21 protein-coding genes are annotated in these 23115 nt (G+C 61.1%); 9 read left to right on the top strand and 12 right to left on the bottom strand.

The genetic code is table 11. The annotated features are described in order from the left end of the window. Positions 1 to 27: 27 nt before the first annotated feature. From grxC to smrA, 5 genes are all read left to right on the top strand, one after another. A complete protein-coding gene (gene grxC / locus C3938_RS06570; RefSeq protein WP_105102387.1) occupies positions 28 to 279 on the top strand; it encodes a glutaredoxin 3 in 252 nt (83 codons plus the stop codon). Positions 280 to 411: 132 nt separating this feature from the next. Beyond that, positions 412 to 912: a protein-export chaperone SecB gene (secB, locus tag C3938_RS06565; RefSeq protein WP_105102386.1), complete on the top strand. Its 501-nt coding sequence runs from the start codon at positions 412 to 414 to the stop codon at positions 910 to 912. 147 nt (positions 913 to 1059) lie between these two features. Then, positions 1060 to 1509 (top strand): acyl-CoA thioesterase, encoded by a 450-nt coding sequence (locus C3938_RS06560; protein WP_105102385.1) that lies wholly within the window; start codon positions 1060 to 1062, stop codon positions 1507 to 1509. A 49-nt stretch (positions 1510 to 1558) separates the two neighbouring features. Next, the gene (locus tag C3938_RS06555) at positions 1559 to 2422 is read left to right on the top strand and encodes an SDR family oxidoreductase (protein ID WP_105102384.1); all 864 of its coding nucleotides are present in this window, start codon (positions 1559 to 1561) and stop codon (positions 2420 to 2422) included. Between the two features lie 39 nt (positions 2423 to 2461). Then, complete coding sequence (smrA, locus tag C3938_RS06550) at positions 2462 to 3058, top strand: DNA endonuclease SmrA (protein ID WP_267893022.1); 597 nt, start codon at positions 2462 to 2464, stop codon at positions 3056 to 3058. Between the two features lie 331 nt (positions 3059 to 3389). On the opposite strand, the gene C3938_RS06545 is transcribed toward smrA, so the two are convergent. The 4 genes from C3938_RS06545 to C3938_RS06530 all read right to left on the bottom strand — a co-directional run bounded on the left by C3938_RS06545 (position 3390) and on the right by C3938_RS06530 (position 7346). Continuing rightward, complete coding sequence (locus tag C3938_RS06545) at positions 3390 to 3911, bottom strand: META domain-containing protein (protein WP_105102383.1); 522 nt, start codon at positions 3909 to 3911, stop codon at positions 3390 to 3392. A 112-nt stretch (positions 3912 to 4023) separates the two neighbouring features. After that, positions 4024 to 4497 (bottom strand): META domain-containing protein, encoded by a 474-nt coding sequence (locus C3938_RS06540; RefSeq protein ID WP_105102382.1) that lies wholly within the window; start codon positions 4495 to 4497, stop codon positions 4024 to 4026. A 174-nt stretch (positions 4498 to 4671) separates the two neighbouring features. Further along, complete coding sequence (locus C3938_RS06535) at positions 4672 to 4959, bottom strand: hypothetical protein (RefSeq protein ID WP_158681591.1); 288 nt, start codon at positions 4957 to 4959, stop codon at positions 4672 to 4674. 227 nt (positions 4960 to 5186) lie between these two features. Further along, positions 5187 to 7346 (bottom strand): TonB-dependent receptor, encoded by a 2160-nt coding sequence (locus C3938_RS06530; protein ID WP_233998691.1) that lies wholly within the window; start codon positions 7344 to 7346, stop codon positions 5187 to 5189. 168 nt (positions 7347 to 7514) lie between these two features. On the opposite strand from C3938_RS06530, the gene C3938_RS06525 reads away from it, so the two are divergent. The 3 genes from C3938_RS06525 to C3938_RS06515 all read left to right on the top strand — a co-directional run bounded on the left by C3938_RS06525 (position 7515) and on the right by C3938_RS06515 (position 13128). Beyond that, the gene (locus tag C3938_RS06525; protein WP_105102380.1) at positions 7515 to 10931 is read left to right on the top strand and encodes a PAS-domain containing protein; all 3417 of its coding nucleotides are present in this window, start codon (positions 7515 to 7517) and stop codon (positions 10929 to 10931) included. A 66-nt stretch (positions 10932 to 10997) separates the two neighbouring features. Continuing rightward, positions 10998 to 12197, top strand: a complete 1200-nt coding sequence (locus C3938_RS06520) for an MFS transporter (protein WP_105102379.1) — start codon at positions 10998 to 11000, stop codon at positions 12195 to 12197. Next, the gene (locus tag C3938_RS06515) at positions 12184 to 13128 is read left to right on the top strand and encodes an alpha/beta hydrolase (protein ID WP_105102378.1); all 945 of its coding nucleotides are present in this window, start codon (positions 12184 to 12186) and stop codon (positions 13126 to 13128) included. The genes C3938_RS06520 and C3938_RS06515 overlap by 14 nt, the downstream gene beginning before the upstream one ends. Positions 13129 to 13565: 437 nt before the next feature. On the opposite strand, the gene C3938_RS06510 is transcribed toward C3938_RS06515, so the two are convergent. The 5 genes from C3938_RS06510 to C3938_RS06490 form a co-directional block, all read right to left on the bottom strand. After that, on the bottom strand, positions 13566 to 14186 hold the full coding sequence (locus C3938_RS06510; protein ID WP_199775498.1) for a response regulator transcription factor: 621 nt from the start codon (positions 14184 to 14186) through the stop codon (positions 13566 to 13568). Positions 14187 to 14227: 41 nt separating this feature from the next. Continuing rightward, a complete protein-coding gene (locus C3938_RS06505) occupies positions 14228 to 15013 on the bottom strand; it encodes a 3-hydroxybutyrate dehydrogenase (protein ID WP_233998690.1) in 786 nt (261 codons plus the stop codon). A 145-nt stretch (positions 15014 to 15158) separates the two neighbouring features. Beyond that, positions 15159 to 15557: a hypothetical protein gene (locus C3938_RS06500; RefSeq protein ID WP_105102375.1), complete on the bottom strand. Its 399-nt coding sequence runs from the start codon at positions 15555 to 15557 to the stop codon at positions 15159 to 15161. Between the two features lie 87 nt (positions 15558 to 15644). Continuing rightward, positions 15645 to 15911 (bottom strand): hypothetical protein, encoded by a 267-nt coding sequence (locus C3938_RS06495; RefSeq protein WP_158681590.1) that lies wholly within the window; start codon positions 15909 to 15911, stop codon positions 15645 to 15647. A gap of 186 nt (positions 15912 to 16097) precedes the next feature. Beyond that, on the bottom strand, positions 16098 to 17192 hold the full coding sequence (locus C3938_RS06490; RefSeq protein WP_105103255.1) for a hypothetical protein: 1095 nt from the start codon (positions 17190 to 17192) through the stop codon (positions 16098 to 16100). A gap of 172 nt (positions 17193 to 17364) precedes the next feature. Between C3938_RS06490 and serB the strand changes: the two genes are divergently transcribed. Next, a complete protein-coding gene (gene serB / locus C3938_RS06485) occupies positions 17365 to 18390 on the top strand; it encodes a phosphoserine phosphatase SerB (protein ID WP_105102373.1) in 1026 nt (341 codons plus the stop codon). Between the two features lie 3 nt (positions 18391 to 18393). On the opposite strand, the gene C3938_RS06480 is transcribed toward serB, so the two are convergent. The 3 genes from C3938_RS06480 to C3938_RS06470 form a co-directional block, all read right to left on the bottom strand. Further along, positions 18394 to 18573, bottom strand: a complete 180-nt coding sequence (locus tag C3938_RS06480; RefSeq protein ID WP_105102372.1) for a hypothetical protein — start codon at positions 18571 to 18573, stop codon at positions 18394 to 18396. A gap of 152 nt (positions 18574 to 18725) precedes the next feature. After that, positions 18726 to 21845: an efflux RND transporter permease subunit gene (locus C3938_RS06475; RefSeq protein ID WP_105102371.1), complete on the bottom strand. Its 3120-nt coding sequence runs from the start codon at positions 21843 to 21845 to the stop codon at positions 18726 to 18728. Continuing rightward, positions 21842 to 22936, bottom strand: coding sequence for an efflux RND transporter periplasmic adaptor subunit (locus C3938_RS06470; RefSeq protein WP_105102370.1), 1095 nt, complete (start codon positions 22934 to 22936; stop codon positions 21842 to 21844). The genes C3938_RS06475 and C3938_RS06470 overlap by 4 nt, the downstream gene beginning before the upstream one ends. Positions 22937 to 23115 lie beyond the last annotated feature (179 nt).

Genomic DNA, 23115 nt, shown 5'->3' with positions numbered 1-23115 from the left:
TTTGAAACGCGAAGAGGTTATCCGGTCGTGAAAGAAGTCGTTATCTACACTACCCGTTTCTGCCCCTTCTGCATCCGCGCCAAGTACCTGCTGGACAACAAGAACGTTTCCTACAAGGAAATTTCTGTCGATGGTAAACCGGAGCTGCGCGCGGAGATGACCGCCAGGGCCGGGCGGCACACGGTGCCGCAAATCTGGGTTGGCGGCCATCATGTGGGCGGTTGCGATGAGTTGATGGCGATCGAGCGCAGTGGCGAGCTGGACAAGCTGCTGGCGTAACGCGCCATTCCGTTTCGGAAATTTACACCCGTGCCTTGAAAGGAGTTTTCGAGGCCCCCATAAGTAAGGCTCATACAGGGAGTCTTCTTTCAGGGAAGGCAGTCAAACACTAATTTGATAACAGGCTTTAACATGGCTGAAGAACTCAACGGCGCCGCGGCGAACGCAGAAGCGCAACAAGTCCAATTCGCAATGCAGCGCATCTATCTGAAAGACCTCTCTTTCGAAACCCCGATGGGTGCCGAGGTTTTCAAAAAGCAGTGGAAACCCCAGGTAAATCAGGAGCTGAACACCAAAACCGCCAAGATCGACGAAGATCTGTACGAGGTGGCACTGACCCTGACCATCACGGTGAAGCTGGAAGAAGAGACCGCTTTCCTGGTGGAAGTTCAGCAGGCTGGCCTGTTCGGTATCAAAGGTTTGGAAGGCGCCCAGCTTGCGCAGGCCCTGAACACCGCCTGCCCGACCATCCTGTTCCCCTATGCCCGTGAAGTGGTGGACAATGTTGTGACCAAGGGCTCCTTCCCGGCCCTGATGCTGCCGCCGATCAACTTCGACGCCCTGTTCGCCGCTGCCATGCAGCAGGCCCAGCAACAGGCCGCCGCGCAGAACGCGGAAAAAACCGACGCTTAAGTCGCGATTTTTCAGAGAAAGGCTCCTTCGGGGGCCTTTTTTGTTTCTGTGGCCCCCACCGTCAAGGGCGAAGGTGCTGATGCCAGGTGCGCGTCCGCGAGACCTGGTAGCTGCACCGCCACAGGCCGATCTACGGAGCACATTCTTATGAACTGGGATCTCCCCCAACCATACATCTACAAGGTCCGCGTGGAGCAGGAGCACGTCGACGGCCTGCACCACGCCAATAACGCAGAATACGTGCGCTGGTGCGAGCGCGCCGCCTGGTCCCACAGTGTGGAACTGGGTCTGGATGTCACTAATTACCAGTCGATGGACCGGGGAATGGCAATCCGTCAGGCCGAGTACGACTATATACTGGCCGCCAGAGAGGGCGACGAACTGCTGATCGGCACCTGGCTCACCATGGTGGACGGCCGGCTGAACATGACCCGGAAATTCCAGGTGTATCGCGCCGCTGATGAGGCGCTGATCCTGCGTGCCACCTGGCAGATGGTGTGCATCGAACTCTCCAGCGGCAAACCCAAACGGATGCCACAGACCTTCAAGGACATCTACTGCCCTGCGGTGGTGACGGAAACGCAGCCGGGGCAATGACACCGCGATAACAACCCGTACAGCCAACCATTGCCAGCGGAGCGCCCGTATGACCGAAGAGATCACCCTCACCCAGAACACCGGCGCCCTCAAGGGCAAAACCATCTTCATTACCGGTGCCAGCCGCGGCATCGGCCGTGCCATCGCGCTGAAATGTGCCGCCGACGGCGCCAACATCGCCATCGCCGCCAAATCCGCCGAGCCACACCCCAAGCTCCCCGGCACCATATACAGTGTTGCCGAGGAAATTGAAGCCGCTGGCGGCAAGGCCCTGCCGATGCAAGTGGACGTGCGCGAGGAAGACCAGGTAGCGGAGGCGCTGAAAAAGACTGCCGATACCTTCGGCGGTATCGACGCGGTGATCAATAACGCCGGTGCCATCAACCTCACCAACGTCGAAAATACTCCGCCCAAGCGTTATGACCTGATGCTGGGCATCAACGCTCGCGCCGTATACCTCACGGCGCACCTCGCCATTCCCTACCTGAAGCAGGCGGAGCGCGGGCACATTCTCAGCCTGTCGCCACCGCTCAATCTCGAACCCCGCTGGTTGGGACCTTTCGCGCCCTATGCACTGTCCAAGTTCGGTATGACCATCCTCAGCATGGGGCTTGCCGAGGAGCTGCGGGACACGAATATCAGCGTCGCCACCCTGTGGCCGCGTACCCTGGTGGCGACCGCGGCGATCGAATTTGCCGTCGGCAGTCGCGAGATGTTCGAGCAGAGCCGCAAACCCATGGTGATGGCGGATGCCGCTTACGAGGTGCTGATCACCCGCAACCAGGGGCTGAACGGTGCCCAGCTGATTGACGAGGAGCTGCTGCACGAACGCGGGGTGGAAGATTTTACGCAATATGCGCACAATCCCGCCAAGGCCGGCCAACTGGCGGTGGATCTGTTCCTCGATCCCTGACTGGTCGCTGGCGCTTCTGAGAGGTATGCGGGGGAAAGTGTGGAAAAGACTGAACTGGATGATTTTCGCGGCGCCATGGGCGCGCTCGGCGACGTAAAGCCGCTGGCGCCCGCGCAGCAGGAAAGCGCCCTCAGGAAAGACATTGCCGACCCCCTAAATCAACGCGCCCGCCGCGAGGCGGCGACTGCGCAGACACACCGTGAACTGAACCCGCTCGGTGGCGAATTTGTCGAGCCGGTAGAGCCTCACGATCCCATCGAATTCAAGCGCGACGGCGTGCAAAACGGCGTCTATCGCAACCTGCGTCTCGGCAAGTACACCGTCGACGCGCGTCTCGACCTCCACCACCACACCGTCGATATGGCCCGCAGTGCCCTGTACCAGTTTGTACGCGACTGTATGGACGCGGATGTACGCTGCGCGCTGATTACCCACGGCAAGGGTGAGGGGCGCAAAACCCCGGCAATGCTGAAAAGCTGCGTCAACGCCTGGCTGCCACAACTGCCGGAAGTGCTCGCGTTCCACAGCGCGCAGAAACAGCACGGCGGTCTGGGCGCCACCTATATCCTGCTGCGCAAGAGCGAGCGTAAACGCCAGCAGAATCTCGAACAGCACCAGCGGCGAACCCGCCCCTGAAGCGATCTTTTCGGTAACCTGTAAAAAATTTACCGGGAAACGGGAAAAATTCCTGTTTCGTAATCAGTTTGTCACGTCTGACAACTACGCTGATCCCACAACGAAATTCTGCTTGTCCGGTTGATTCATCGCACAGCCGTTTAAGTTTTCGTTGTTCTTCTCTCTTTGCATCACACCAATGTTATTGGTGATTTTATGCTTCCGAGCTTGGAGGCTCCTCCGATTGGAGGACTGGTATCGACATTCGCGTTGCGAATGAAGACCCTTCTTGAATGGTTCAGGCGGCCCCAGTGGCCGCCTTTTTTATGAGACTACCGCCAAAAAATTGGACTCAGGGGGTCGCTTGTTCGCCTACCTGCCTGAATTCCAGGCGGGTGCCGTCACTGCCTTCGAGGATCAGGGTGTCGCCGCGGGTACGGGCTTGGGAGATACGGGGCATGGCCAGCAGGAAATCCTTTTCCAGCTCGCCGCTGTCGCGACGGCCGACCATGCGTGAGATTTTTGGCGGTTTGAGCCAGTGCACGTCACCACCGTCCCGCAGTTCAAATTTGCCGAGATAGGGGTTGGAGCCGGCGTTGCCGCGTACAAATCCCAGTTTGTCGCAGGTGAAATAGGGGCGGTCGCGCCACATTTTCTGCCAGAACATACGCGGTTTGTGCTCGCGCCCATCCACCGTGAGGCTGTCCAGAATCCACTCCCGTTCGCACACACTCATTAAGCCGGTTTCGGTCGCGGCCGCCGGTGGGCCGCTGTTTCCCGCGCAACCGGTAAACGTCAGAGACATTGCGAGCAGGCTCGCGGTCAGGTGCTGAGAGCGAATCGGGAAGCGCGGGAACTGAAACAGGGGAAGCATGATTCCATCCGGTGGCCGTTTGCGCCATTTAACACCAATTGGCCCCCGGCGTCTGTGACCCAACCGTTCTCAATAGTGGCTGGGAATGTCAGTGCAAATGGGGAGGGGGCTTTTACAGCCCCGCTTTGATGTACTCGAGATAGATATCGCCGGAGACGTCCCGCAGGATGAGGCGTCCGCCACCGCTTTTCACAAAGGCCTGGCGGGTGCCAGACAGCGCCCGCAGATACTGGTTTTCCTGATCCATCAGTTGTGGTGGGCCGGCCATCTTGGTGGAGGCAAAGCTGGCGGTATCCCACAGCAGACCGCCGTTGGCGGTAATCTGCAGGGAGCCGCGGTAGGTGTTGAGTCCGCTCTTGCCCATGGCCTCGCCACCGGCATTACACAGGAAGGTGAACTCCCGCGGCTGGTCGACGGGCACCGCCTGGCCGTTGATGCGCAGCAACCGCAGCTCCCATTTGTCACCACACACACTGCTCATGGTGCCCGGGGTCTGGCTGGGACCAGAATCCTTGTCACCCATATTCATACAGCCCGCGATGACGATGGCGAGGCCGAGAAACCACACCGGAACCACTTTGCTCATGCCTTTCCCCTTTCCCTGGTGTTGGCCGATCTCTGACAGATAGATCAAGCTTAGTCAGTTCGCCAGCGGGTGAGAGGATTGGTGCGCCAACCGGACGCGGAAGCGGTCGCCTATACCGGAATTTTTCCGCGCCGCGCCGCGAGGCGTGGGCACCGCTGTCGTGAAGGAAACGACCTAATCGGACTGGCGCACACAGCGCACCACGGTTTTAGAGTCCAGCTCCTGCTCGAAGCAGCGGAAACGGGTGCCGTTGACGTTCAGGGTTCGCGGCGCCTCGCGACTGCCGCTGCGGGGCCGGCGATCGGAGGATCTCACCGAGAGGTGCGCCGGATTCATATGGGGGGGGACGGCGCTGCTGAAAGCGCGGTCTGCGTGACTTTCCATAGGCGCGGTTGATGTACAACCGGCAACAGTTCCTGTCGCGATCGCCGCAGCCAGCAGAATACTACTCAATTTCTGCACGCTGATACCTCGATGGCTGGTTCGAGAAGCGGCGTCACTGCCGCTCCTTTTTTCAGGTTAGAAGAGGCTTCCGCCAAAGTGTGAAAATCGGCGCCATTTTGTTTAAGTCCGCGCCCGAATGGTGTTTGCTGCGACAGCGACTGTTGGTAGAGAAGGCGAAACAAAAAAAGGGGCCCATGGGGCCCCAGTAGAAGTGCAATGCAAATCTCAAAGGAAGGAGACGCGACTCAGAAGTTGTAGCTGCCGGTGAGGGCGATGGTGCGCGGGGCGCCGTAGAAGGCTGTGTCGAATGCACCACCGAAGACGTAACCCGCGATACGGTACTCTTCATCCGTCAGGTTTTTGCCCTGTAAACCCAGATTCCAGTTGCCATCGGCACTGTAATAAGTCGCGGTCAGGTCAACCAGTGTGTAGCCTTCCTGGTCGAGAGCGCTGGGGTACTCGAAAATCTGCGTGTCGGACCGGTAGGAAGCGGATGGCACGATGACCATCTCGCCGCCGGCCATTGGCAGGGACCAGTTCAGTTGCACCATCGCGGTGGTATCCGGGGTGTTCTGCATATCGCGGGTGTCGGCGATATTGGTGGACCCGGACATATATTCGATGAATTCTGCATCGACCCATCCAAGATTCGCATTTGCGGACAGGTTATCGGTCAATGCCAGGGACGCTTCGAGCTCAATCCCCTGAATGCGGGACTTGCCGGCGTTGAGTACATCGCCAACAGTGGTGTTGTCAGGCAGCAGGCGCTGGGTGGTCAGCTGCATGTCGGTGTAGTCCGCGCGGAACAGGGCACCATTCAACCGCAGGCGGTTGGAAAGCATGTCCAGCTTCCAGCCGAATTCGACGGTATCGACGGTTTCGGGAGCGTAGCCGTTTCTCGTGTTGGGGTTGGCCGTCTCGACACCTCGCATATCGAAGCCGCCGGATTTGAATCCGGTGCTGTAGCTGGCGTACAACATGACATCGTTATTGACCTGGTAATCGACACCTACACGCGGAGTGAACTCGCCCCAGGAGTCACTGTTGGTGTAATCGGTACGAAGTGTATTCAACACCGATTCGGGGGTGTCGCTGTAATACTTGTCGTGAGAAAAATCGCTGCCTTGCCCAATCAGGGTGGCGTTGTACACGTCGGCTTCTTTGTCGTCCCGGGTGTAGCGGCCACCGAGGTTCAGATTCCACTGGTCCGCAAACTGCCAGTTGTAGTGTGCATAGGCGGAGAGGCTCTGGGTATCTACGCTGCCGTTCACGGCGGTAGTGCCTCCGCCAATAACGGCATCGTATGCGCCGGCGGCGGTGCCGTCGTAGTAGTAGATACCACTGACAAGATCTGCGTTTTCACCTTGCCAGATCAGTTGGACTTCCTGGCTAAGCTGCTCGTCGTCGTAGATGGCGGGAACATCGAAGCTCGCGGTGCTGACGCTGTCAAAATCGATGACGGTTTCGGTTTTACCTTCACGGCTGGCAGTAACCGATTTCACCGTGATGCTGTCGGACAATTCCCACTCCGCGGTAAATGACATACCACTGGTTTCAACCAGATTGTCGGACGGAAGGTTGGACTCGGTATCGTAAACATTGTCCAACACTGGCTCACCATTGGCGCCAATACCCAGTCGATGTCCATGCCTGGAGGCGGACTTGTCGGTGGTCTTGTCTGCGGCCAGACGGAAGAACAGGCTGTCAGTCGGGGAGTATTCGAGGCTCACCCGAGCGGCCAGAATGTCTTTGTTGTACTGATCCTCACCGGTACGGATATTTTCTCCGAATCCGTCGCGGTTGAAGCTCGCTACTGCGGCGCCAATGTTCAGGTTTTCAGTGAGTCCGGTAGAGGCCTTGAGTTTCAGGTCGCGCTGGTTGTAGCTGCCGAGTGCTGAACCGATGGAAATCTCGGTATCCCCTGTCATTTTCTGGGTTACATATTTTACGGCACCGCCAATGGTGTTCTTTCCGTACAGGGTGCCTTGGGGACCGCGCAGTACTTCAATGCGCTCCACATCAAACACATCCATGACCGCACCCTGGGGGCGAGCCACGTAGACATCGTCGATATAAATACCGACACCGGGCTCGTAACCCCACAGCGGATCCTGCTGGCCGATACCGCGGATAAAGGCGGTGAGGGTGGAGTTTGTACCGCGGCTCACCTGCAGTGTGGTGTTTGGGGACATTTTCTGGATTTCAGTCATGTCGGTGATACCGTTTTCGATCAGCTGTGTTTCGCTGATCGCGGACACAGCAATCGGTACTTCCTGCAGCGACTGCTCGCGCTTCTGCGCGGTGACGGTAACCTCTTCCAGGGCGGCTTCCGCATAGGAAAAGCTGGCACCGCAGGCGAGCATGACGCCCACGGCGAGGGGATTGAACTTGATTGTTTTGCGCATGGCTCTCTCCGATCACCAGATTATGGTTTTTATGTAAGTTTCGGATCTGCACTGTATCGGTTGACCGGGGTCTTGCCTGCTAGACCAAGGTATGACGTACGGGCGCCACCGCAAGCAGGACAAAAAACACCCGATGGGTTAGGCTTTCAATCATAAACAGAATAACGAATGAGGCGCCAATTGTTCAGCCTTACCCTGCTGGCCGTCGTGGGCCTGACCTATCTGCTCTTGCTGTTCGCCATCGCCTTCTGGGGCGACCGGCTGCCGGCGGCCCGACTTCGCCCGGTCAAACCCCTGTTGCTGGCGCTCGCCGGTACCTATACCAGTGCCTGGATGTTCTTCGGGGTCCCCGCGCAGGCGGTGACGGAGGGCTGGCTGCTGCCGCCGACGTTTGTCGGCGCCTGTCTGATGCTTGTTTTTGGTGCACCGCTGCTGATGCGCTTTGTCCGCCTGTCCAAACAGCAGGGCTCCACCTCCATTGCGGACTTTATCAGTGCCCAGTACGGCGGCTCCCAGTGGCTGGCGGCGGCGGTGGCGCTACTGGCGGTGGTGGCCATCGTGCCCTATCTGTCCCTGCAGCTGCGCGCGGTGGCAGACAGTTTCCTGCTGCTGGCCGGCGGTGCCGAGCACCGCGAACTCAGTGCCTCGGTGGTGACCGCGGTCGTGGGGGCGACCCTCGGGCTGTTCGCGCTGTTGTTCGGCACCCGTCATATCGACAGCAGCGTGCACAGGAACGGCATGCTGCTGGCGGTGGCGTTTGAGGCGCTGGTGAAGATCGGCGCACTGGTGGCCGTGGCCTGGTTTGTTCTTGATTCCGCCTTCGACGGCACCGCGGATCTGGCGCGTACCGCGCTCGCGAGCGAGCGGGTGGCGGCCATCAGTGACGCCCGCCCGGCGGATACCGGTTATTTCGCGGTGGTAGTGCTGGGTATGGCGGCGATTTTCTGCCTGCCGCGGCAGTTCCATATCCTGATGATCGAGAGCGATGGCGAGCGCGACATCGGCCCGGTGCGCAAGCTCATTCCGCTGTACCTGGCGCTGGTGTCGGCGGCGGTGCTGGTGGTGGGGTACGGCGGGCTGCTGTGGCTACCCGACAGCTACGCCAATGCGGAGCGCTTCGTGCTCGGTATACCGCTGGAAAGCGCTACCCCGTGGCTCGCGCTGCTGGCGTTTATCGGCGGTCTCTCTGCCGGTTCCAGCATGGTGATTATCGCCACCATTGCCCTGTCCACCATGATCGCCAACACCATGGTGGTGCCCTGGTGGCTGAAGCGCTTGCAACAGCGCCCGGCGGGCGTGGCGCTCGGCAGCGACCTGCGCCGGGTGCGGCGGGTGATCATCGGCCTGTTGATGCTGGCGGCATTCGGTGTGAGCGAGCTGATCGGCTCGGGTGTCAGCCTCGGCACCTTCGGTCTGCTGTCGCTGGCACTGGTGGCACAGCTGGCACCGGCCATGGTTGCCGCTGTGACCTGGCCGGCCCGCTGGCCGCGGCTGCGCGCCGCCGGCGTGATTGGCGGATTGCTGATCGGCTCCCTGGTGTGGGCACTTTCCGCGCTGCCCGCGGCGCTTGGGCAGGAAGATCTGATCGCCGCTGCGCTGGGGCTCGAGTGGAATGCGCTGACGACCTGTAGCCTGTTCGGTCTTGGCCTGAACAGTGCGGCGCTGGTTGTGGTTTCGCTCCTGCAGGGGCGCTGGCAGCCCGGGGTCGCGCCGGTGGAATCCGCGCCGGTGGACAAGGCGCGGCTGCGCCAACTGCTGGCCCGTTTCGTGGGGGAAGACGCGGCAGACCGCACGCTGATCGAAGGCGCCAAGGGTAAACCCGCAACCACCGATTACCGCGAAACCGTGGAAAAAATCCTCGCCGGTATCGTCGGCAGTACCAGCGCCCAGCGCCTGGTGCGCCAGTTGAGCGAGCCTGAGGTCGCTGCGCAGCAACTGGAGCAGGCCTCCGATATCTATCAGTTCGGCCGCGGCCTGCTGCAGAGCAGCATCGACAATATCGACCAGGGGATCTCGGTGGTAGATGCCAATCTCAACCTGGTCGCCTGGAACCGTCGTTACCTGGAGCTGTTCCACTACCCGGAAGAAATGATCTACGTGGGGCGCCCGGTGGCGGAACTGGTGCGCTATAACGCCAGCCGTGGCGAGTGCGGCCCAGGGGAGGTTGAGGACCATGTGCAAAAGCGGGTGGAGCACCTGCGCAACGGTACCGCCTACCGGGTGCAACGAAACCGCACCGACGGCACCGTATTGGAAATCCGCGGCAACCCGCTGCCCGGTGGTGGCTTCGTCACCACGTATACCGATGTGTCCGACTACCAGCGGGCGCTCGCGGAACTCACCGAAATCCGCAACTCGCTGGAGCAGAAGGTGGTGCATCGCACCGCCGAGCTGGAATCCGTCAACGATGAGCTTCAGGGGCTGAATCAGGAACTGCAGGCGGCCAGCGCCGGCAAGACCCGCTTCCTCGCCGCCGCCAGTCACGACCTGGTGCAGCCGCTGAACGCCAGCCGTCTTTTCATCGATGCGCTGGCCGCGCACCCGCTGGAGGACAAAAGCCGTCAGCTGCTGACCCGCGCCGACCGCGCGCTGGCATCTGCGGAACAGCTGATCACCGACATGCTGCAGATCGCGCGTATGGATGCGGGGGATATCCGTCCCAGTTTCACCGCGGTGTCACTCGACAGCATTCTCGATGACGCCGTGGCTCAGGCGCGCCTCGCCGCCGGCAGCCGCGGCATCCGCCTGCGCTACCGCCGCAGCTGCCTGTGGGTGCACAGCGATGAAAAAATGCTGCGCAGGGTGATACAGAATCTGCTGGACAATGCGGTCAAATACACAACCCTCGGTGGCGTGCTGGTGGCCGCACGCAAGCGTGGAGCGGACATTTCCCTCGAAGTATGGGATACCGGTGAGGGCATCGCGCGCGAGCAGCAGCAGGCCATCTTCCGCGAGTTCTGCCGTCTCACACCGCCGTCATCCCATAATGCCGACAACAGCGCCCGCCAGCACGGCTATGGCCTCGGCCTCGCCACCGTGGAGCGTCTCTGCCGGCTGCTCAACAGCCCTATCAGCCTTTCCTCTGTGCCCGGGCGCGGCAGTGTGTTCCGTGTGCGTCTGGCGCGCGCCAGCGCCCGTGTGGAGCCCCGCCTGCCGTTGAGTGCAGTTTCCGGGCGCGGTGCGAAGCTGGATCTGCAGGTGCTGTGCGTGGACAACGAACCCTCGATCCTCGAAGCCATGGCCGCTCTGCTCGAAGGCTGGGGCTGCACCGTGCACAGCGCGCGCAACCGCGCGGAGGCGCTGGCTGCCGCGGAGCCCGATCTGCTGCTGATGGACTTCCACCTCGACGACGGCGACAACGGCATCGATCTGGCGGCCGAGCTGCTGTCCCACTGGGACGGGGGGCGCGGTTATCGCGTGCCCTGTGTGATCATTTCCGCGGAAAACACCAATACGGTGAAGAATCGGGCGCACAACGCCGGCTGGCAGTTTCTGCAGAAGCCTCTGCGCCCTGCGGCGCTGCGCGCGCTACTGCAGCAGCGGCAGAAGACCCTTGCGGCGGTCGTTGCGACCAAGGTCGTATAGGCAAGCGGCGGCAACCGACGCAGTCTGGCAAATGGCAATTTCTAGAATAAAAAGTGGTATCCCGCAATGAAAAAATACCTGTTGGAAATCCTGATGTTCGGCGCCTACGCGCTGTTCGCCGCGAGCTGGGTTTCGGGGGCGATTCTCACCCCGGCGATCCAGTCGTCCTTTGGTGAAGAGGGTTTTGCGAGTGCCACCTGGGGCAGCAACGTCATCACCCTCGCCAAGATCGTCGGTAACCTCGCCGCCGCGGCCCTGCTGATGCGACTCGGCGCCAAGCGCGCTTTTGCCATAGCCATTGTGCTGATTGCCGCTGGCGGCCTCGGCGCACTCGCGGGCAGTTACGGCGGCTGGTTGCTGTCGCGCCTGGCGTTGGGGCTCGGTGGCGCGTTGGCGATTGTGTATTTCGCACCGGTGGTACTGCACTACTTCTCGGCCAGTGAACGCCCACTGATCAACGGCATCAACGCCGCTGCCTTCAACACCGGCAACCTGCTTGCGCTGCTCACCACGACGACGCTGCTCAGCTGGCTCGGCAGCTGGCAGTCGGTCATGGTGCTGTATGGCGTGATGGTGCTGGCGCTGGGGGTGTTGTGGTGGATGACTGCCGAAAACTTCCCGCTGTCTGGCGGCGGCGACAAGCCGGAGGAGAACTACGGATTCGGGCAGGGCGTGAAGGAAAGCGTCAACTGGTGGCTGCCGCTCGCCTACTGTGGGGTGCTGTTCTGCTACATCGCGGTGTTTGCGCTGTTCCCACTGATCGACGGTTTCGCAGTGGCGAGCCATCACCTTTCCGCGGTCATGATTGCCGCCGGTATGCTGGGCACCATCGCGGGCATCATGGTTACCAGGCGCTATGCACTGCGCCTGCCGGTGCTGCGCTTTGGTGGCCTTGCACTGGTGGTTTTCGCGGCACTGATGGTCACCAGTCGCGACCCGGTCATCGCCTACACCGCCGCCGCACTCGCCGGCTTCTGCATGTTCCTGCCGATGACGGCGCTGGTAACGCTGCCGCAGGAATTGCCCGGTATGACCCCGGCGAAAATCACCGTTACCTTCGCCATGTTCTGGTCCATTTCCTACGGAGTGGAAACGGCCTTGATGTACGGTGCCGGTGTGCTGGCGGATATTACCGGTGAGCCGGCGACGGCGGCATATTTTGCCGTGGCCTGCTCCGCCTCGCTGTTTGTGTTTTCATTTTTACTGCCGGAAAGCGGTAAAAAACCTGAGACGGAAAACCTGGAGGCTGACAATGCAACCGCGTGATTCGGCACTTAATCCCAAGCTTGCAGAATGGCTGGTGGCGGTAAACGCACAGGTCGCGAAACTGAAGGCGGCGGGCTTTGAGGCGACGCCGACAAATGCGCGGGAAAGCCTGGCCAATCTCACGCGCAACTTCGTCGACCCCGGCCCGGAAATGGCGGTGTCGGATACGCTGGTGACCGGTGGCGAGTACTCAGTGCCTGTGCGTGTTTACCAGCCTGAAGATGCCGTCGATGGAGCAATGATCATCTACTGCCACGGCGGTGGCCATATGGCTGGCAGTGTGACGGTTTACGATCCGATCTGTCGTCGCGTCGCCGCCGCCTGCAAGCGCTCGGTAATCTCCGTGGAATATCGCCGTGCTCCGGAAAACCCCTACCCTGCGGCATTGAATGATCTGATCAGTGTGGTGCGAAATCTGGGTGTTGCGCTGGATCGTAAAGACATTCGACATAACGGCCGCTGGATTCTGATGGGTGATTCCGGTGGTGGTGCACTCTGTGCCTCCGCTTCGCGTTTGTTACAACACCAGCCGCACCGGATTGACGCGCAGGTGCTGATTTACCCGAGTCTCGACTACACCATGCAGACGCCTTCCATTGAAGAAAATGGACGGGGTTATTTGCTGGAGAAAGAAAAAATTCTCTGGTACTTCGAGAACTATTTCCGCAACGCTGAGAATCCTTATCTGGCGTCACCGCTGCATGGAGAGTTCACGGGAAATATGCCGGCAACGCTGGTAGTTACTGCGGGGTTTTGCCCTTTGCGGGATGAAGGGTTGGAGTATATTCGCAAGATGCGTGATGGTGGCGCCAAAGCGGAGCATCTGCACTTTGCCGACATGATTCATGCGTTTCTGAATATCGAGAGCCTGGTGCCGGAGGCTTGTGGACGGGTTTATCGCCATGTTGCTGAGTACTTGCGGGGCGTTTGAGTTTTTTGCTTGCTGCTCCGTTGTTGGTTTGGAGGTCCGGCGATGCTCTGTTTTGACATGGGTGGCGGCCAGGCACCGGGTATCCGCTTTTGAAACCGCTGTGAATACATCCCTGTACGCTGCGTCGGCAACATCCCTGTTGCCGACGCTTTCAAAAGCGGATCCCCGCTACCTGCCCTTCAAGTCGAAGCGGTTTGCTTCGTAAGTCAATGGAGCGCTGATTGAAGATTGCTTACGAAGCGCGGAACTTAAATGTGAAGGTGGAGTGCCGGGTACGGGTTTTCAGGAGCGTCGCAAACAGGATGTTTGCGCCGCAGCGCCCAGGGATGGGTTGAAGGGGGGCGCCTAGCTCGGTCCTGAAAACCCGTACCCGGTAATCCTCCGCTACAGAAGCCAGAACAGCGCTCAAACCAAAGGCTACGAAGCGCAAAACCAGACTAGATCTGAATCAGAGCCTGAGCTTCGCGAATCAACTGCTTCCGATCCCGCAACTCAAGCTTGCGCAGAATCGCCGTGACGTGGCTCTTCACCGTGGGTTCGGTAATGTCGAGATCAAACGCAATCTGCTTGTTCAGCATTCCCTGCGCAATCATCTGAAAAATCTTCAACTGCTGCGGAGTGAGTTGATTCAGTTTCTCGGCCAGTAAAGATTCCGATTCGGCCTGTAACGCCTCCTCACTGAACCATTGGTCTCCCGCCAGTACACACTCGATACACTGCAGAATTTCGTCCGGTCGTGCTGTTTTGGAGAGAAAACCGCTGGCCCCAAGCCCCGCCGCCTGTTGTATCACCGAGTGTCGGTCACTACCGGAAACCACCACAACCGGCACCGCCGGAAAATCATTGCGGATACGCGCAAGGCCGCTGAAACCCTCACTGCCCGGCATATTCAGATCCAGCAAAAGCAAATCAACTTCAGACTGGGAAAGCCGTTGCAGCGTCGAATCCAGATCCTCGCTTTGCAACAGATCAGAATTGGGGAAATGGCTGGAAAGTGTTGTCGCCAGCGCATCGCGATAGAGCGGATGATCGTCGGCAATCAGCAACTGATAATTCACGGCAGCACCCTGGAGAATGAAAGAAGCGGGTGCAAAGGATACTACTGTGCGCTCCATCCACCGTCCACCGGCAGGGCCGCACCGGTAATGGTGCCGGCGAAGTTGCCACACAGATACAGTGCCAGCTCGGCGATCGCCTCCGGGCTCGTCGCTTTTGCCATCGGTTGCTTGGCGCCGACAAGTTCTGCACGCGCGGTCTCCATATCCACCTGTTGCTCGCGAGCGATGGCCTCAATCTGTGGCTGGATCAGGGGTGTTTCCACCCAGCCGGGGCAGATCGCATTGGCGGTGATATTGCAGTCCGCATTCTCCAGTGCCAGCACCTTGGTGAGCCCAACCAGACCGTGTTTGGCGGCGCAGTAGGCCGCCTTGTGTTCCGAGGCTACCAGGCCGTGCACAGATGCGATATTGATGATACGCCCCCAGTTCGCGGCACGCATGGCCGGCAGCAGGTCGCGAGCGAGAAAGAAGCCGGCGCTCAGGTTGATGGCCAGTATCTGCTGCCATTTCTCCGCGGGGAAATCGTGGGCGGGTGCGGTGAACTGGATGCCGGCATTGTTGATGAGCACTGAAGGGTTGCCGATGGCCTCGCGGGTATCCTCGACCAACTGTGCACAGCCGGACTCGCTGGAAATGTCCGCAGCACTGAAGCCGGTGCGACCTGTGTAGTCCGCGAAATCAGCCAGCAGCGCCCGTCCGGTATCGGCGTCGGCGAGCCCGTGCAGCATGATGTGGTGGCCAGCGCGCGCAAAGCAGTGGGCAATGGCGAGGCCGATCCCACTGGTGGAGCCAGTGATAAGAACAGTGTGTGGCTGACTGGGTTGCACGACAAACTCCCGCATGCTTATTCATTCTTTGCGGAAATCCTAGCAGTGGCTGGAGTTGCCGGTCTGTATGACCAAGGTATGAGTATGCAATGAAAGAAGCCGCCCGCAGGCGGCTTTCTGGTGTTCGCGTCAACCGCGGTGACGGTTAGCGGCGGCGTCCACCGGCGCGATGTACGGGGCGACCCGCGCCACCTGGGCGATGGCCAGGATATCCCGGGCGGTGGGAGGCATGCGGCGGACGGTAGCCGGGGCGGTGCCCTGGACCATAACCGGGACGGTATCCCGGGCGGTTGTAATAGTGACGCCCGTGGTAACGATAGTAGCCGCCGCGGTAGTAGCGGGGATAGTACCCATACCGGTAATACCGTGGCGAAGAGTAGTAGAAGGAAACATTACCGGATGGGTACACATAGGGTGTGGTGTAGGGATAGCTGGAGTAACCGACGCTGCCGGAGCTGTAATAACCATCGGATACGCAGGCACCGAGGGTAAGTGAGCCAAACACAGTTGCGGCCAGCAGGCCCTTTTTGACGATTCTGTTCATGCGAGACCTCCGCGGACAGAAAGCCGATGCATCAAAGTGTGCAATGCACTGTTACATCGGAATTTGATGTGTGATGAAAAGTACGTTTCAGCGTGGCTGGTTGATACGTGATGGAGGGGTGTCCATGCGGTAGTTGCCACCGCGCATGTAGTAGTTGGGGTGTCGCACGTTGTGACAGCGACCGTTTTGATGGCAGTGGTAGTAGCGGCCCTGGACACTGTAGTAACCCGGTCGTTTGTCCGGGTTGGTGGCCGTTGTGGTGCCGGTCATGTCTTCCATACTGGTGCAACCGGACAGCGTCAATAACGTCGCAGCCCCCAGAGCACCTGCTAATCCTGCGAATGAACGCGTCATGAAAACCTCCACGCCGAATGGCGGGTGTACCTTTTCAACTTTCTTAAATTTTCGATTTGATGACCTGGAATAACCCGCTGGCAACAAACCGAAACCCAAGTGGAAGTTATTTAAGGGTCGCGAAACCGCGATCACGAAGATTTTCGACGAATATCAACAACCAAAAAGTAATTAAGACGAGGCGCGTTAGGCGGAAACCAACTGTTGCAGCTGATTATCCAGAAGCTGTTGCAGTTTCGGGTTGAGGCCGGTGACCTCGGCACCCCAGCTGGTGGTGTGGCACTGGATGCGATTTTCCAGCGAGTCATCTTCCTGCAACTGCGGGTGCAGGGTGAGTCCGCGGGGCTGGCTCAGCAGCTGTTCGCCATTCAGGTCGAACTGATCCGTTCTTGTGGGCAGCACCGCCAGTGCCAGCTGCAAACCGGTGGCGCGGCTGGCCTGCTGCAGGCCGCGCAGCAGCAGGCCGGCACACACTGCGCGGAAGGCGGCGTCGTCGCCCGCAAAGCCGAGGCCGACGAAGGGGCCGGCACTTGGCAGCGGGCGGGCGTCATAGATGCGGGTGAGGAGTTGCAGGCGCTGTTCGAGCTCAGACTGCAGATTGTCCAGCGCATTGCGCGACAGCTGATTGCCGAGCTGGGCCCAGTTCAGTGGACGCAGGTACAGGCCTGCGGTCACTTCCGGTGGCGGTTTGGGCTGGGCTTTCGGTACCAGTAAAGGTTTGCGCTTCTGCGGGCTTGCGGATTGCAGCTGAGTGACGGCCAGTGCGCAGGCGGCGCTGAATGGCAGCGCGAAGATCAGGCACAACAGCAGACTCGCCCAGGGATAGCCGGCGGATGCGCCGGGCTGGATGTTCAGGGCCACACTGCCGGCGAGGCTGTCGTGCAGCACCACGGGCTCGGTGATCATCTCACCGCGGTCGCGCTCGCCCGCCTGTGCCAGCGGGCTCGAATCCACATCCTGAATCGTCACGCCGCGCACCGATGGCAGTGCCAGCGCCTGCTGCGCCAGCAGTTGCAGGCTGATGCGGTCGCCGGCGACGATCTGCTCCAGGCTCTGGCTCGCCAGCAGCTTGGCCGCGGCGGTGGCGCTGGCGCGGTCGCGCTGGGTGGCGGCGGCTTTCTGCTGGCCCCAGGCGTGACCGAGGGTGGCAAGGCAGAAACCGGCGAGGGTGAGCCAGATGGCGGCGGCCAGCAGCTGGCGCTGCTGGTTGCGGTTGAGGCCGGCGAACCACTGGGGCAGGCCGGTGGCGAATTCGGACAGACTGGCGAGGAGTTTTTTCATCTTGTTATCGACCGCGATCAGTACAGGAGGGGATTTTAGCGCATTCGCCCGCGGATTCTTCAGCGAAAAAAGGCGCCGGGCTATAATGCGCGGCCAATTGCTCCGCTGGTGCCCTCTCGGCTCCAGTGGCCCGCCACGCTGAACCCAGCAAGAATCACTCCAAGAGTCCGACATGGAAGCAACTACTCACACCCCGCTCTTTTCCTCGCTCGCCGCGCTGTGCCAGCAGACGTTTTCCCTGCCTGTGGCCGGTGTCGATCCGGCAGCGGTCACCGCGCCCTGGTGCCTGACTCTGCTGACGGCGGAGGTTGACGCCGTGCAGCTGGAAAAGCTCGCGGAATTCCTGCGCGAATGCCGCTGGAATATCGCGGCGGTGGATATCCTCGCCGCGCGCCCGGGATGCAGTGTGGTGCGGCTGCAACTGGAGGGCGATATCGCCTTCAACGAGGCGCGCCTGGCACTGCTGGAACTGGGGCAGGAACTCGGCCTGGAACTGGTGTTGCAGGCGGGCCACACCCAGCGCGCGCCGAAACTCGCGTGTTTCGATATGGACTCCACCCTGATTCAGGCGGAAGTCATCGATGAACTGGCCAAGATCGCCGGTGTTGGCGACCAGGTGGCGGAGATCACTCTTTCTGCCATGCGCGGTGAGCTGGATTTCCAGCAGAGCTTCCGCAAGCGCATGAGCCTGCTGAAAGGGTTTACCGAGGCCAGTCTCGCGGAAATCGCCCCGCGCATTCCGCTGATGCCGGGCGCGCAGCGCCTGCTTCAGGCGCTGCGCGCGCTCGGCTGCAAGACCGCGATCCTCTCCGGTGGCTTTACCTACTTCGCCCACTACCTGCGCGACAATCACCTGGCGGTGGACTTCGTACACGCCAACCAGCTGGAATTTGACGGCGGCGCCCTTACCGGCGGCGTGATCGACCCGATCGTGGACGGCGCGCGCAAGGCGCAGCTGTTGCAGGAAATCGCATCTGACCTGGGGCTGTCGCTGGATCAGGTGATCGCCGTGGGCGATGGCGCCAACGACCTGCCGATGCTGGCGCTAGGTGCGCTGGGTATTGCCTTCCACGCCAAACCGAAAGTGCGCGCGGAAGCGCCACAGGCCATCGACGGTTTCGGGCTGGACGCGGCGCTGTATCTGTTTGGCCTGAACGACCGCCAGATCAATGCACTGCTCGGCGAATCGGCCGGGTAATCTTCAGTAGGGATGGGCGAGGGCCAGAATCGGGGTTATGTCGCTAAAGTCGTTGCCGATACTGGCGAAGGGAATACTCGGTTTGCGCTCCCGATCGCTGTCGCGATAGCAGACATCCCGGTCACAGGCGACGGCGGCCAGTGCCATGAGTATTACCAGTGCCGTGACGATGAGCTTGCGCATGGGATTCCCTGTGTGCGAGTGGCAGTGTCTTCCAGATTGGTGCCAATTAGACGATCCGCAGCGCGAAATAGTTGCGGCCGGGCGCACGAGATTAAGAGAAAAGCGCCGGACTTGATAGTCCGGCGCAGAAAGGTCCGCCACTTACTCCGGCTTCAGTCCTGCTTTGCCATGGGATGCCTGGATTCCATCTCCGCCACCTCGCGCGCAACCTGCCCCGGCGAACCGGTGCGGCGCGCCAGCACGTCATAGGCCACCGGCACGATGTAGACCGTGAACAGGGTTGCCGCCAGCACTCCGAACAGCACCACGGTGCCGATCACCGCGCGGGTTTCCGAGCCGGCGCCGGAAGACAGCAACAGCGGCAGCGAGCCCGCGGCGGTGGTGATACCGGTCATCAGGATCGGCCGCAGGCGGATCTCCGCGGCCTGGCGCAGGGCCTGGCCGAATTCCACACCGCGATCCCGTAGCTGATTGGCAAATTCGACAATCAGAATGCCATTCTTGGCCGCCAGCCCCACCAGCATGATCAGCCCCACCTGGCTGTAGATATTCAGCGATTGGTTGGTCAGCAGCAGCCCCGCCAGCGCACCGGCCATCGCCAGCGGCACCGTGAACATGATCACCAGCGGGTGCACAAAGCTCTCGAACTGCGCGGCGAGCACCAGGAACACCACCAGTGCGCCGAGCAGAATGGCGAACAGGATGGTGTTGCCGGAGTCGTGGAAACTTTTCGACTGGCCCTTGTAGTCGATCACCGGTGTGCCGTCGAGGTTTTCGTCCACCAGCTGGTTCAGGTATTCCAGCGCCTCCCCCAGCACCAGTCCGTCTGCCAGGTTGGCATCGAGGGTAATGGAGCGCACCCGGTTGTAGCGCTGCAGTTGCGGTGAATCCGCGTACTCGCTGACGTCCACCAGACTCTGCAATGGAATCAGGGCGCCGTTGGTGGAGGAGCGCACATAGACGTTTTCCAGGCTGTCCGGGGTGCGCTGCAGGTCGCGCTCCCCCTCCAGAATCACATCGTACTCCTCGCCGTTGTTGATAAACGTGGTGGCGCGCAGGGAGCCGAACATGGTCTGCAGGGTGGTGCCCACATCGCTGACCTGCACGCCGAGATCGGCGGCGCGTTCGTAATCCACATTGATACGCAGCTGTGGCTGGGTTTCCTTGTAATCCCAGTCGACGCCGAGCAGGCCCGGGTTGGATGTCTCCAGGGCGCGATTGAGCTGGTCGCGCCATTGCGTCAGTTGTTCGTAACTGCTGCCGCCCAGCACAAACTGCACCGGTTTGCCGAGACCGCCACCAAACCCCTGGCGCATTACCGGGAAGGCGCGCACGCCGGAGAGGTCGCTCACCGCCTCGCGCACCTGATTCATCAGCTCAAACCCGGACGGGCGCTCGCCCCAGGGCGCCAGAGTGAAGATCACCATGCCGGTGTTGAAGGTGGCGGAGGTGCCGAAAGAGCGCGGTGAGCGCACCAGCAGGCGGTTGACGTAACCCTTTTCCACCAGCGGCATCATGCGCGCTTCGATGGTGTCCATATATTCCTGCATGTACTGGTAGCTGGCGCCCTCGGGGCCGTTGACCAGCAGGAAGAAGGAGCCGCGGTCTTCCCGCGGCGCATACTCGCTGGGAATCAGTCGGAACGACAGCGCGGCGAAGGCCATCACAGCCACAAACACGGTGCCGGCGATCCAGCGATGGCGCAGGATCACGTCGAGCCCGCGGCGGTAGCGGCGCTGGATGCGGGTGAGCTTGTCGTCCATAAAGCGGGTGACCGGGCTCTGCTGATCACTGGGGCGGATCAGCTTGGCGGCGATCATCGGCGACAGGGTGAGCGCGGTGATGGAAGAGAAGATTACCGCTGCGGACATGGTCAGCGCGAACTCGGAAAACAGCCGGCCGATATCCCCTTCGAGGAAGGTGATGGGCACGAACACCGCCACCAGAACCAGGGTGGTCGCCACCACCGCAAAGCCCACCTCGCGGGTGCCGCGGTAGGCTGCCAGCAGTGGCGGCTCGCCGTATTCGTCCATGCGCCGGAAAATGTTTTCCAGCACCACAATCGCGTCGTCCACCACCAGACCGATGGCGAGCACCAGCGCCAGCAGGGTCAACAGGTTGATGCTGAAACCGAAGGCGTACAGCAGGATGGAGGTGGCGATCAGCGATACCGGCACAGTCACCGCCGGCACCAGCGTAGCGCGCCAGTTGCCGAGGAACAGGTAGATCACCAGGGTGACCAGGATCACTGCAATCGCGAGTGTGGTGTATACCTCGCTGATCGCTTCGGAGACAAACACCGAGGCGTCGTAACTCTGGCTTAAGCGCATGCCGTCCGGCAGGGTCTTGTTGACCTTGTCCATCTCCGCCTTGGCCGCCTCCGCCACCGCGACGATATTGCCGGTGGACTGGCGGGTGATGCCGATCCCCACCATGGGCTCGCCATTGCCGCGGAAGGTGGAGCGCTCCTCCGCAGAGCCCAGCTCCACCCGCGCCATGTCGCCGAGCCGCACCACATGGCCGCTGTCGCCGGTGGCTACGGCCAGGCGCGCGAAATCCTCGGCGCTCTGGAACTGGCGCTGCAGGCGCAGGGTGAACTGGCGATCGGTGGATTCCATGTAACCCGCCGGCAACTCGCGGTTTTCCGCGCGCAGCGCCCGCTCGATATCCGCGCTGGTGACGTTGTGCGCAGTCATCGCCGCGCGGTCCAGCCAGATGCGCATGGCGAAGTCCTTGGCGCCGCCCACCCGCACCCGCGCCACACCGTCCAGCACCGAGAAGCGGTCCACCAGATAGCGGTTGGCGTAGTCGGTGAGCTCCGGCACCGATAACCGGTCGGAAGTGAGGTTCAGCCAGATCACCACATCGTCGCTGCTGTCGACCTTTTCGATTTCCGGCGGGTCCGCCTCCACCGGCAGGTTGTTCAGCACCCCGGAGACGCGGTCGCGGATATCGTTGGCCGCGCCGTCCACATCGCGGTTGATGTTGAACTCGATGGAGATGGAGGAGCGCCCGTCGGTGCTCGACGAACTCACCGTCTTGATGCCCTCGATACCGGCGATGCGGTCCTCGATCTGGCGGGTAATACGGGTTTCCACGATATCCGCGGAGGCGCCGGGGTAGTTGGTGGTAATGGAAACGATGGGCGGATCGATGTCCGGATACTCCCGCAGCGCCAGCCGGTCGAAACTGATCAGGCCGAACACCACCAGCAGCAGCGACAGTACCAGCGCGAATACCGGGCGTTTGACCGCCGTATCACTGATGATCATTGGCTGCCTGCCTCGCGCTCAGTCTGTACTGCTACCGCCTGGCCGTCGCGCACATTCAGGGTGCCGCGGGTCACCACCAGGTCTCCCCGGGAGAGCCCGGCGAGCACCTCCACCTTGCCCGGGTAGCGGTGGCCGATCTCGACATCCCGCTGGCGCACCACGTGGCCGCCCTGGGTTTTTTCCACCACGAATACGGACTGATCGCCGGCCAGCGGCACCAGCGCCGCCTCGGGTATGGTCAGCGCTTCGCGCGCATTGCTGATGATGCGCACCCGCAACAGCATGCCGGGTTTTAACTGGCGGTCCGGATTGTCGAGACGCGCGCGCACGGTAAAGGCGCGGGTCTGGGGGTCTACACGGGCCTCCACAATCATCACCTCACCATTGAATATACGGTCGGGGTAGGCCTGACTGACGGCCTCGACCTTCATGCCGCCGCTGATGGCGGACAGTTGCCGCTCGGGCACGGTGAAATCCAGTTTCAGACGGGAAATATCCTGCAGGGTGGTGATCTCCGTGGTGGGTGACACCAGGCTGCCGAGGCTGATGTTGCGCAACCCGAGCTGGCCGGCAAACGGTGCGCGGATAATGCGGTCGTCGATGCGCGCCTGCAGGCCGTCGATCAGTGCACGGGTTTCCGCCACCTGGGTTTCCGCCACTTCCAGCTGCTCGCGGGTAGAGAGATTTTTGCCCACCAGTCCACGCAGACGGTTTTCGTCCCGCTCGTAGCGCGCCAGGGTGGCACGGGCGCGGGCCAGCTCCGCCAGCTCTTCCGCGTGGCTCAGCTCGACCAGCACCGCACCGGCCTTGACCTGCTGCCCGCTCTCGAAGGCGATGCGGCTGATGTGCTCGGTCACGCCCGCGCGTACCGACACCGATTCCCAGGCGTTGGCGGTACCCAGCGCTTCCACCGGATTGGAAATCTGCTCCAGCTGTACCTCGGCCGCGCGCACCGGCACCGCGGAATTGTCCGGGCCGCCCTGGGCCTGCAGTGATGCGGGCAACAGGAGTGAGAAGAGCACGGCGAAGCTCGCTCCGACAGTGGCGGGGGAGAATCCCTGCGTGGATTTGAGGGCGCGGGTTGTGTTCATAATGCTGGAGATTACCTGGTGGTCTGGTGCGTTATTCTGGTGCGAGTGGGCAAAGGTCGGGTACAGGGTGCCGCAACTTTCGGGCCAGTCTAAAAGGGTGGAAATACAGGCGGGGGATATTTACATAGTTTTACCTCCCGGTGGATGAAAACCGGGAGGCAATTCGATGAACGGCACAC

Source organism: Microbulbifer pacificus (assembly GCF_002959965.1).
GTDB lineage: Bacteria > Pseudomonadota > Gammaproteobacteria > Pseudomonadales > Cellvibrionaceae > Microbulbifer > Microbulbifer pacificus_A.
This window is presented reverse-complemented; position numbering and strand designations above follow the sequence as displayed.

Bases quoted from the DNA above. Each gene is read 5' to 3' on its own strand.
- C3938_RS06545 (WP_105102383.1), bottom strand. From the start codon at position 3,911: ATGCTTCCCCTGTTTCAGTTCCCGCGCTTCCCGATTCGCTCTCAGCAC.
- serB (WP_105102373.1), top strand. From the start codon at position 17,365: ATGGAAGCAACTACTCACACCCCGCTCTTTTCCTCGCTCGCCGCGCTG.
- C3938_RS06540 (WP_105102382.1), bottom strand. From the start codon at position 4,497: ATGAGCAAAGTGGTTCCGGTGTGGTTTCTCGGCCTCGCCATCGTCATC.
- C3938_RS06530 (WP_233998691.1), bottom strand. From the start codon at position 7,346: ATGCGCAAAACAATCAAGTTCAATCCCCTCGCCGTGGGCGTCATGCTC.
- C3938_RS06520 (WP_105102379.1), top strand. From the start codon at position 10,998: ATGAAAAAATACCTGTTGGAAATCCTGATGTTCGGCGCCTACGCGCTG.
- secB (WP_105102386.1), top strand. From the start codon at position 412: ATGGCTGAAGAACTCAACGGCGCCGCGGCGAACGCAGAAGCGCAACAA.
- C3938_RS06525 (WP_105102380.1), top strand. From the start codon at position 7,515: ATGAGGCGCCAATTGTTCAGCCTTACCCTGCTGGCCGTCGTGGGCCTG.
- C3938_RS06555 (WP_105102384.1), top strand. From the start codon at position 1,559: ATGACCGAAGAGATCACCCTCACCCAGAACACCGGCGCCCTCAAGGGC.
- C3938_RS06480 (WP_105102372.1), bottom strand. From the start codon at position 18,573: ATGCGCAAGCTCATCGTCACGGCACTGGTAATACTCATGGCACTGGCC.
- C3938_RS06495 (WP_158681590.1), bottom strand. From the start codon at position 15,911: ATGACGCGTTCATTCGCAGGATTAGCAGGTGCTCTGGGGGCTGCGACG.
- C3938_RS06560 (WP_105102385.1), top strand. From the start codon at position 1,060: ATGAACTGGGATCTCCCCCAACCATACATCTACAAGGTCCGCGTGGAG.
- C3938_RS06500 (WP_105102375.1), bottom strand. From the start codon at position 15,557: ATGAACAGAATCGTCAAAAAGGGCCTGCTGGCCGCAACTGTGTTTGGC.
- C3938_RS06475 (WP_105102371.1), bottom strand. From the start codon at position 21,845: ATGATCATCAGTGATACGGCGGTCAAACGCCCGGTATTCGCGCTGGTA.
- C3938_RS06515 (WP_105102378.1), top strand. From the start codon at position 12,184: ATGCAACCGCGTGATTCGGCACTTAATCCCAAGCTTGCAGAATGGCTG.
- C3938_RS06490 (WP_105103255.1), bottom strand. From the start codon at position 17,192: ATGAAAAAACTCCTCGCCAGTCTGTCCGAATTCGCCACCGGCCTGCCC.
- C3938_RS06470 (WP_105102370.1), bottom strand. From the start codon at position 22,936: ATGAACACAACCCGCGCCCTCAAATCCACGCAGGGATTCTCCCCCGCC.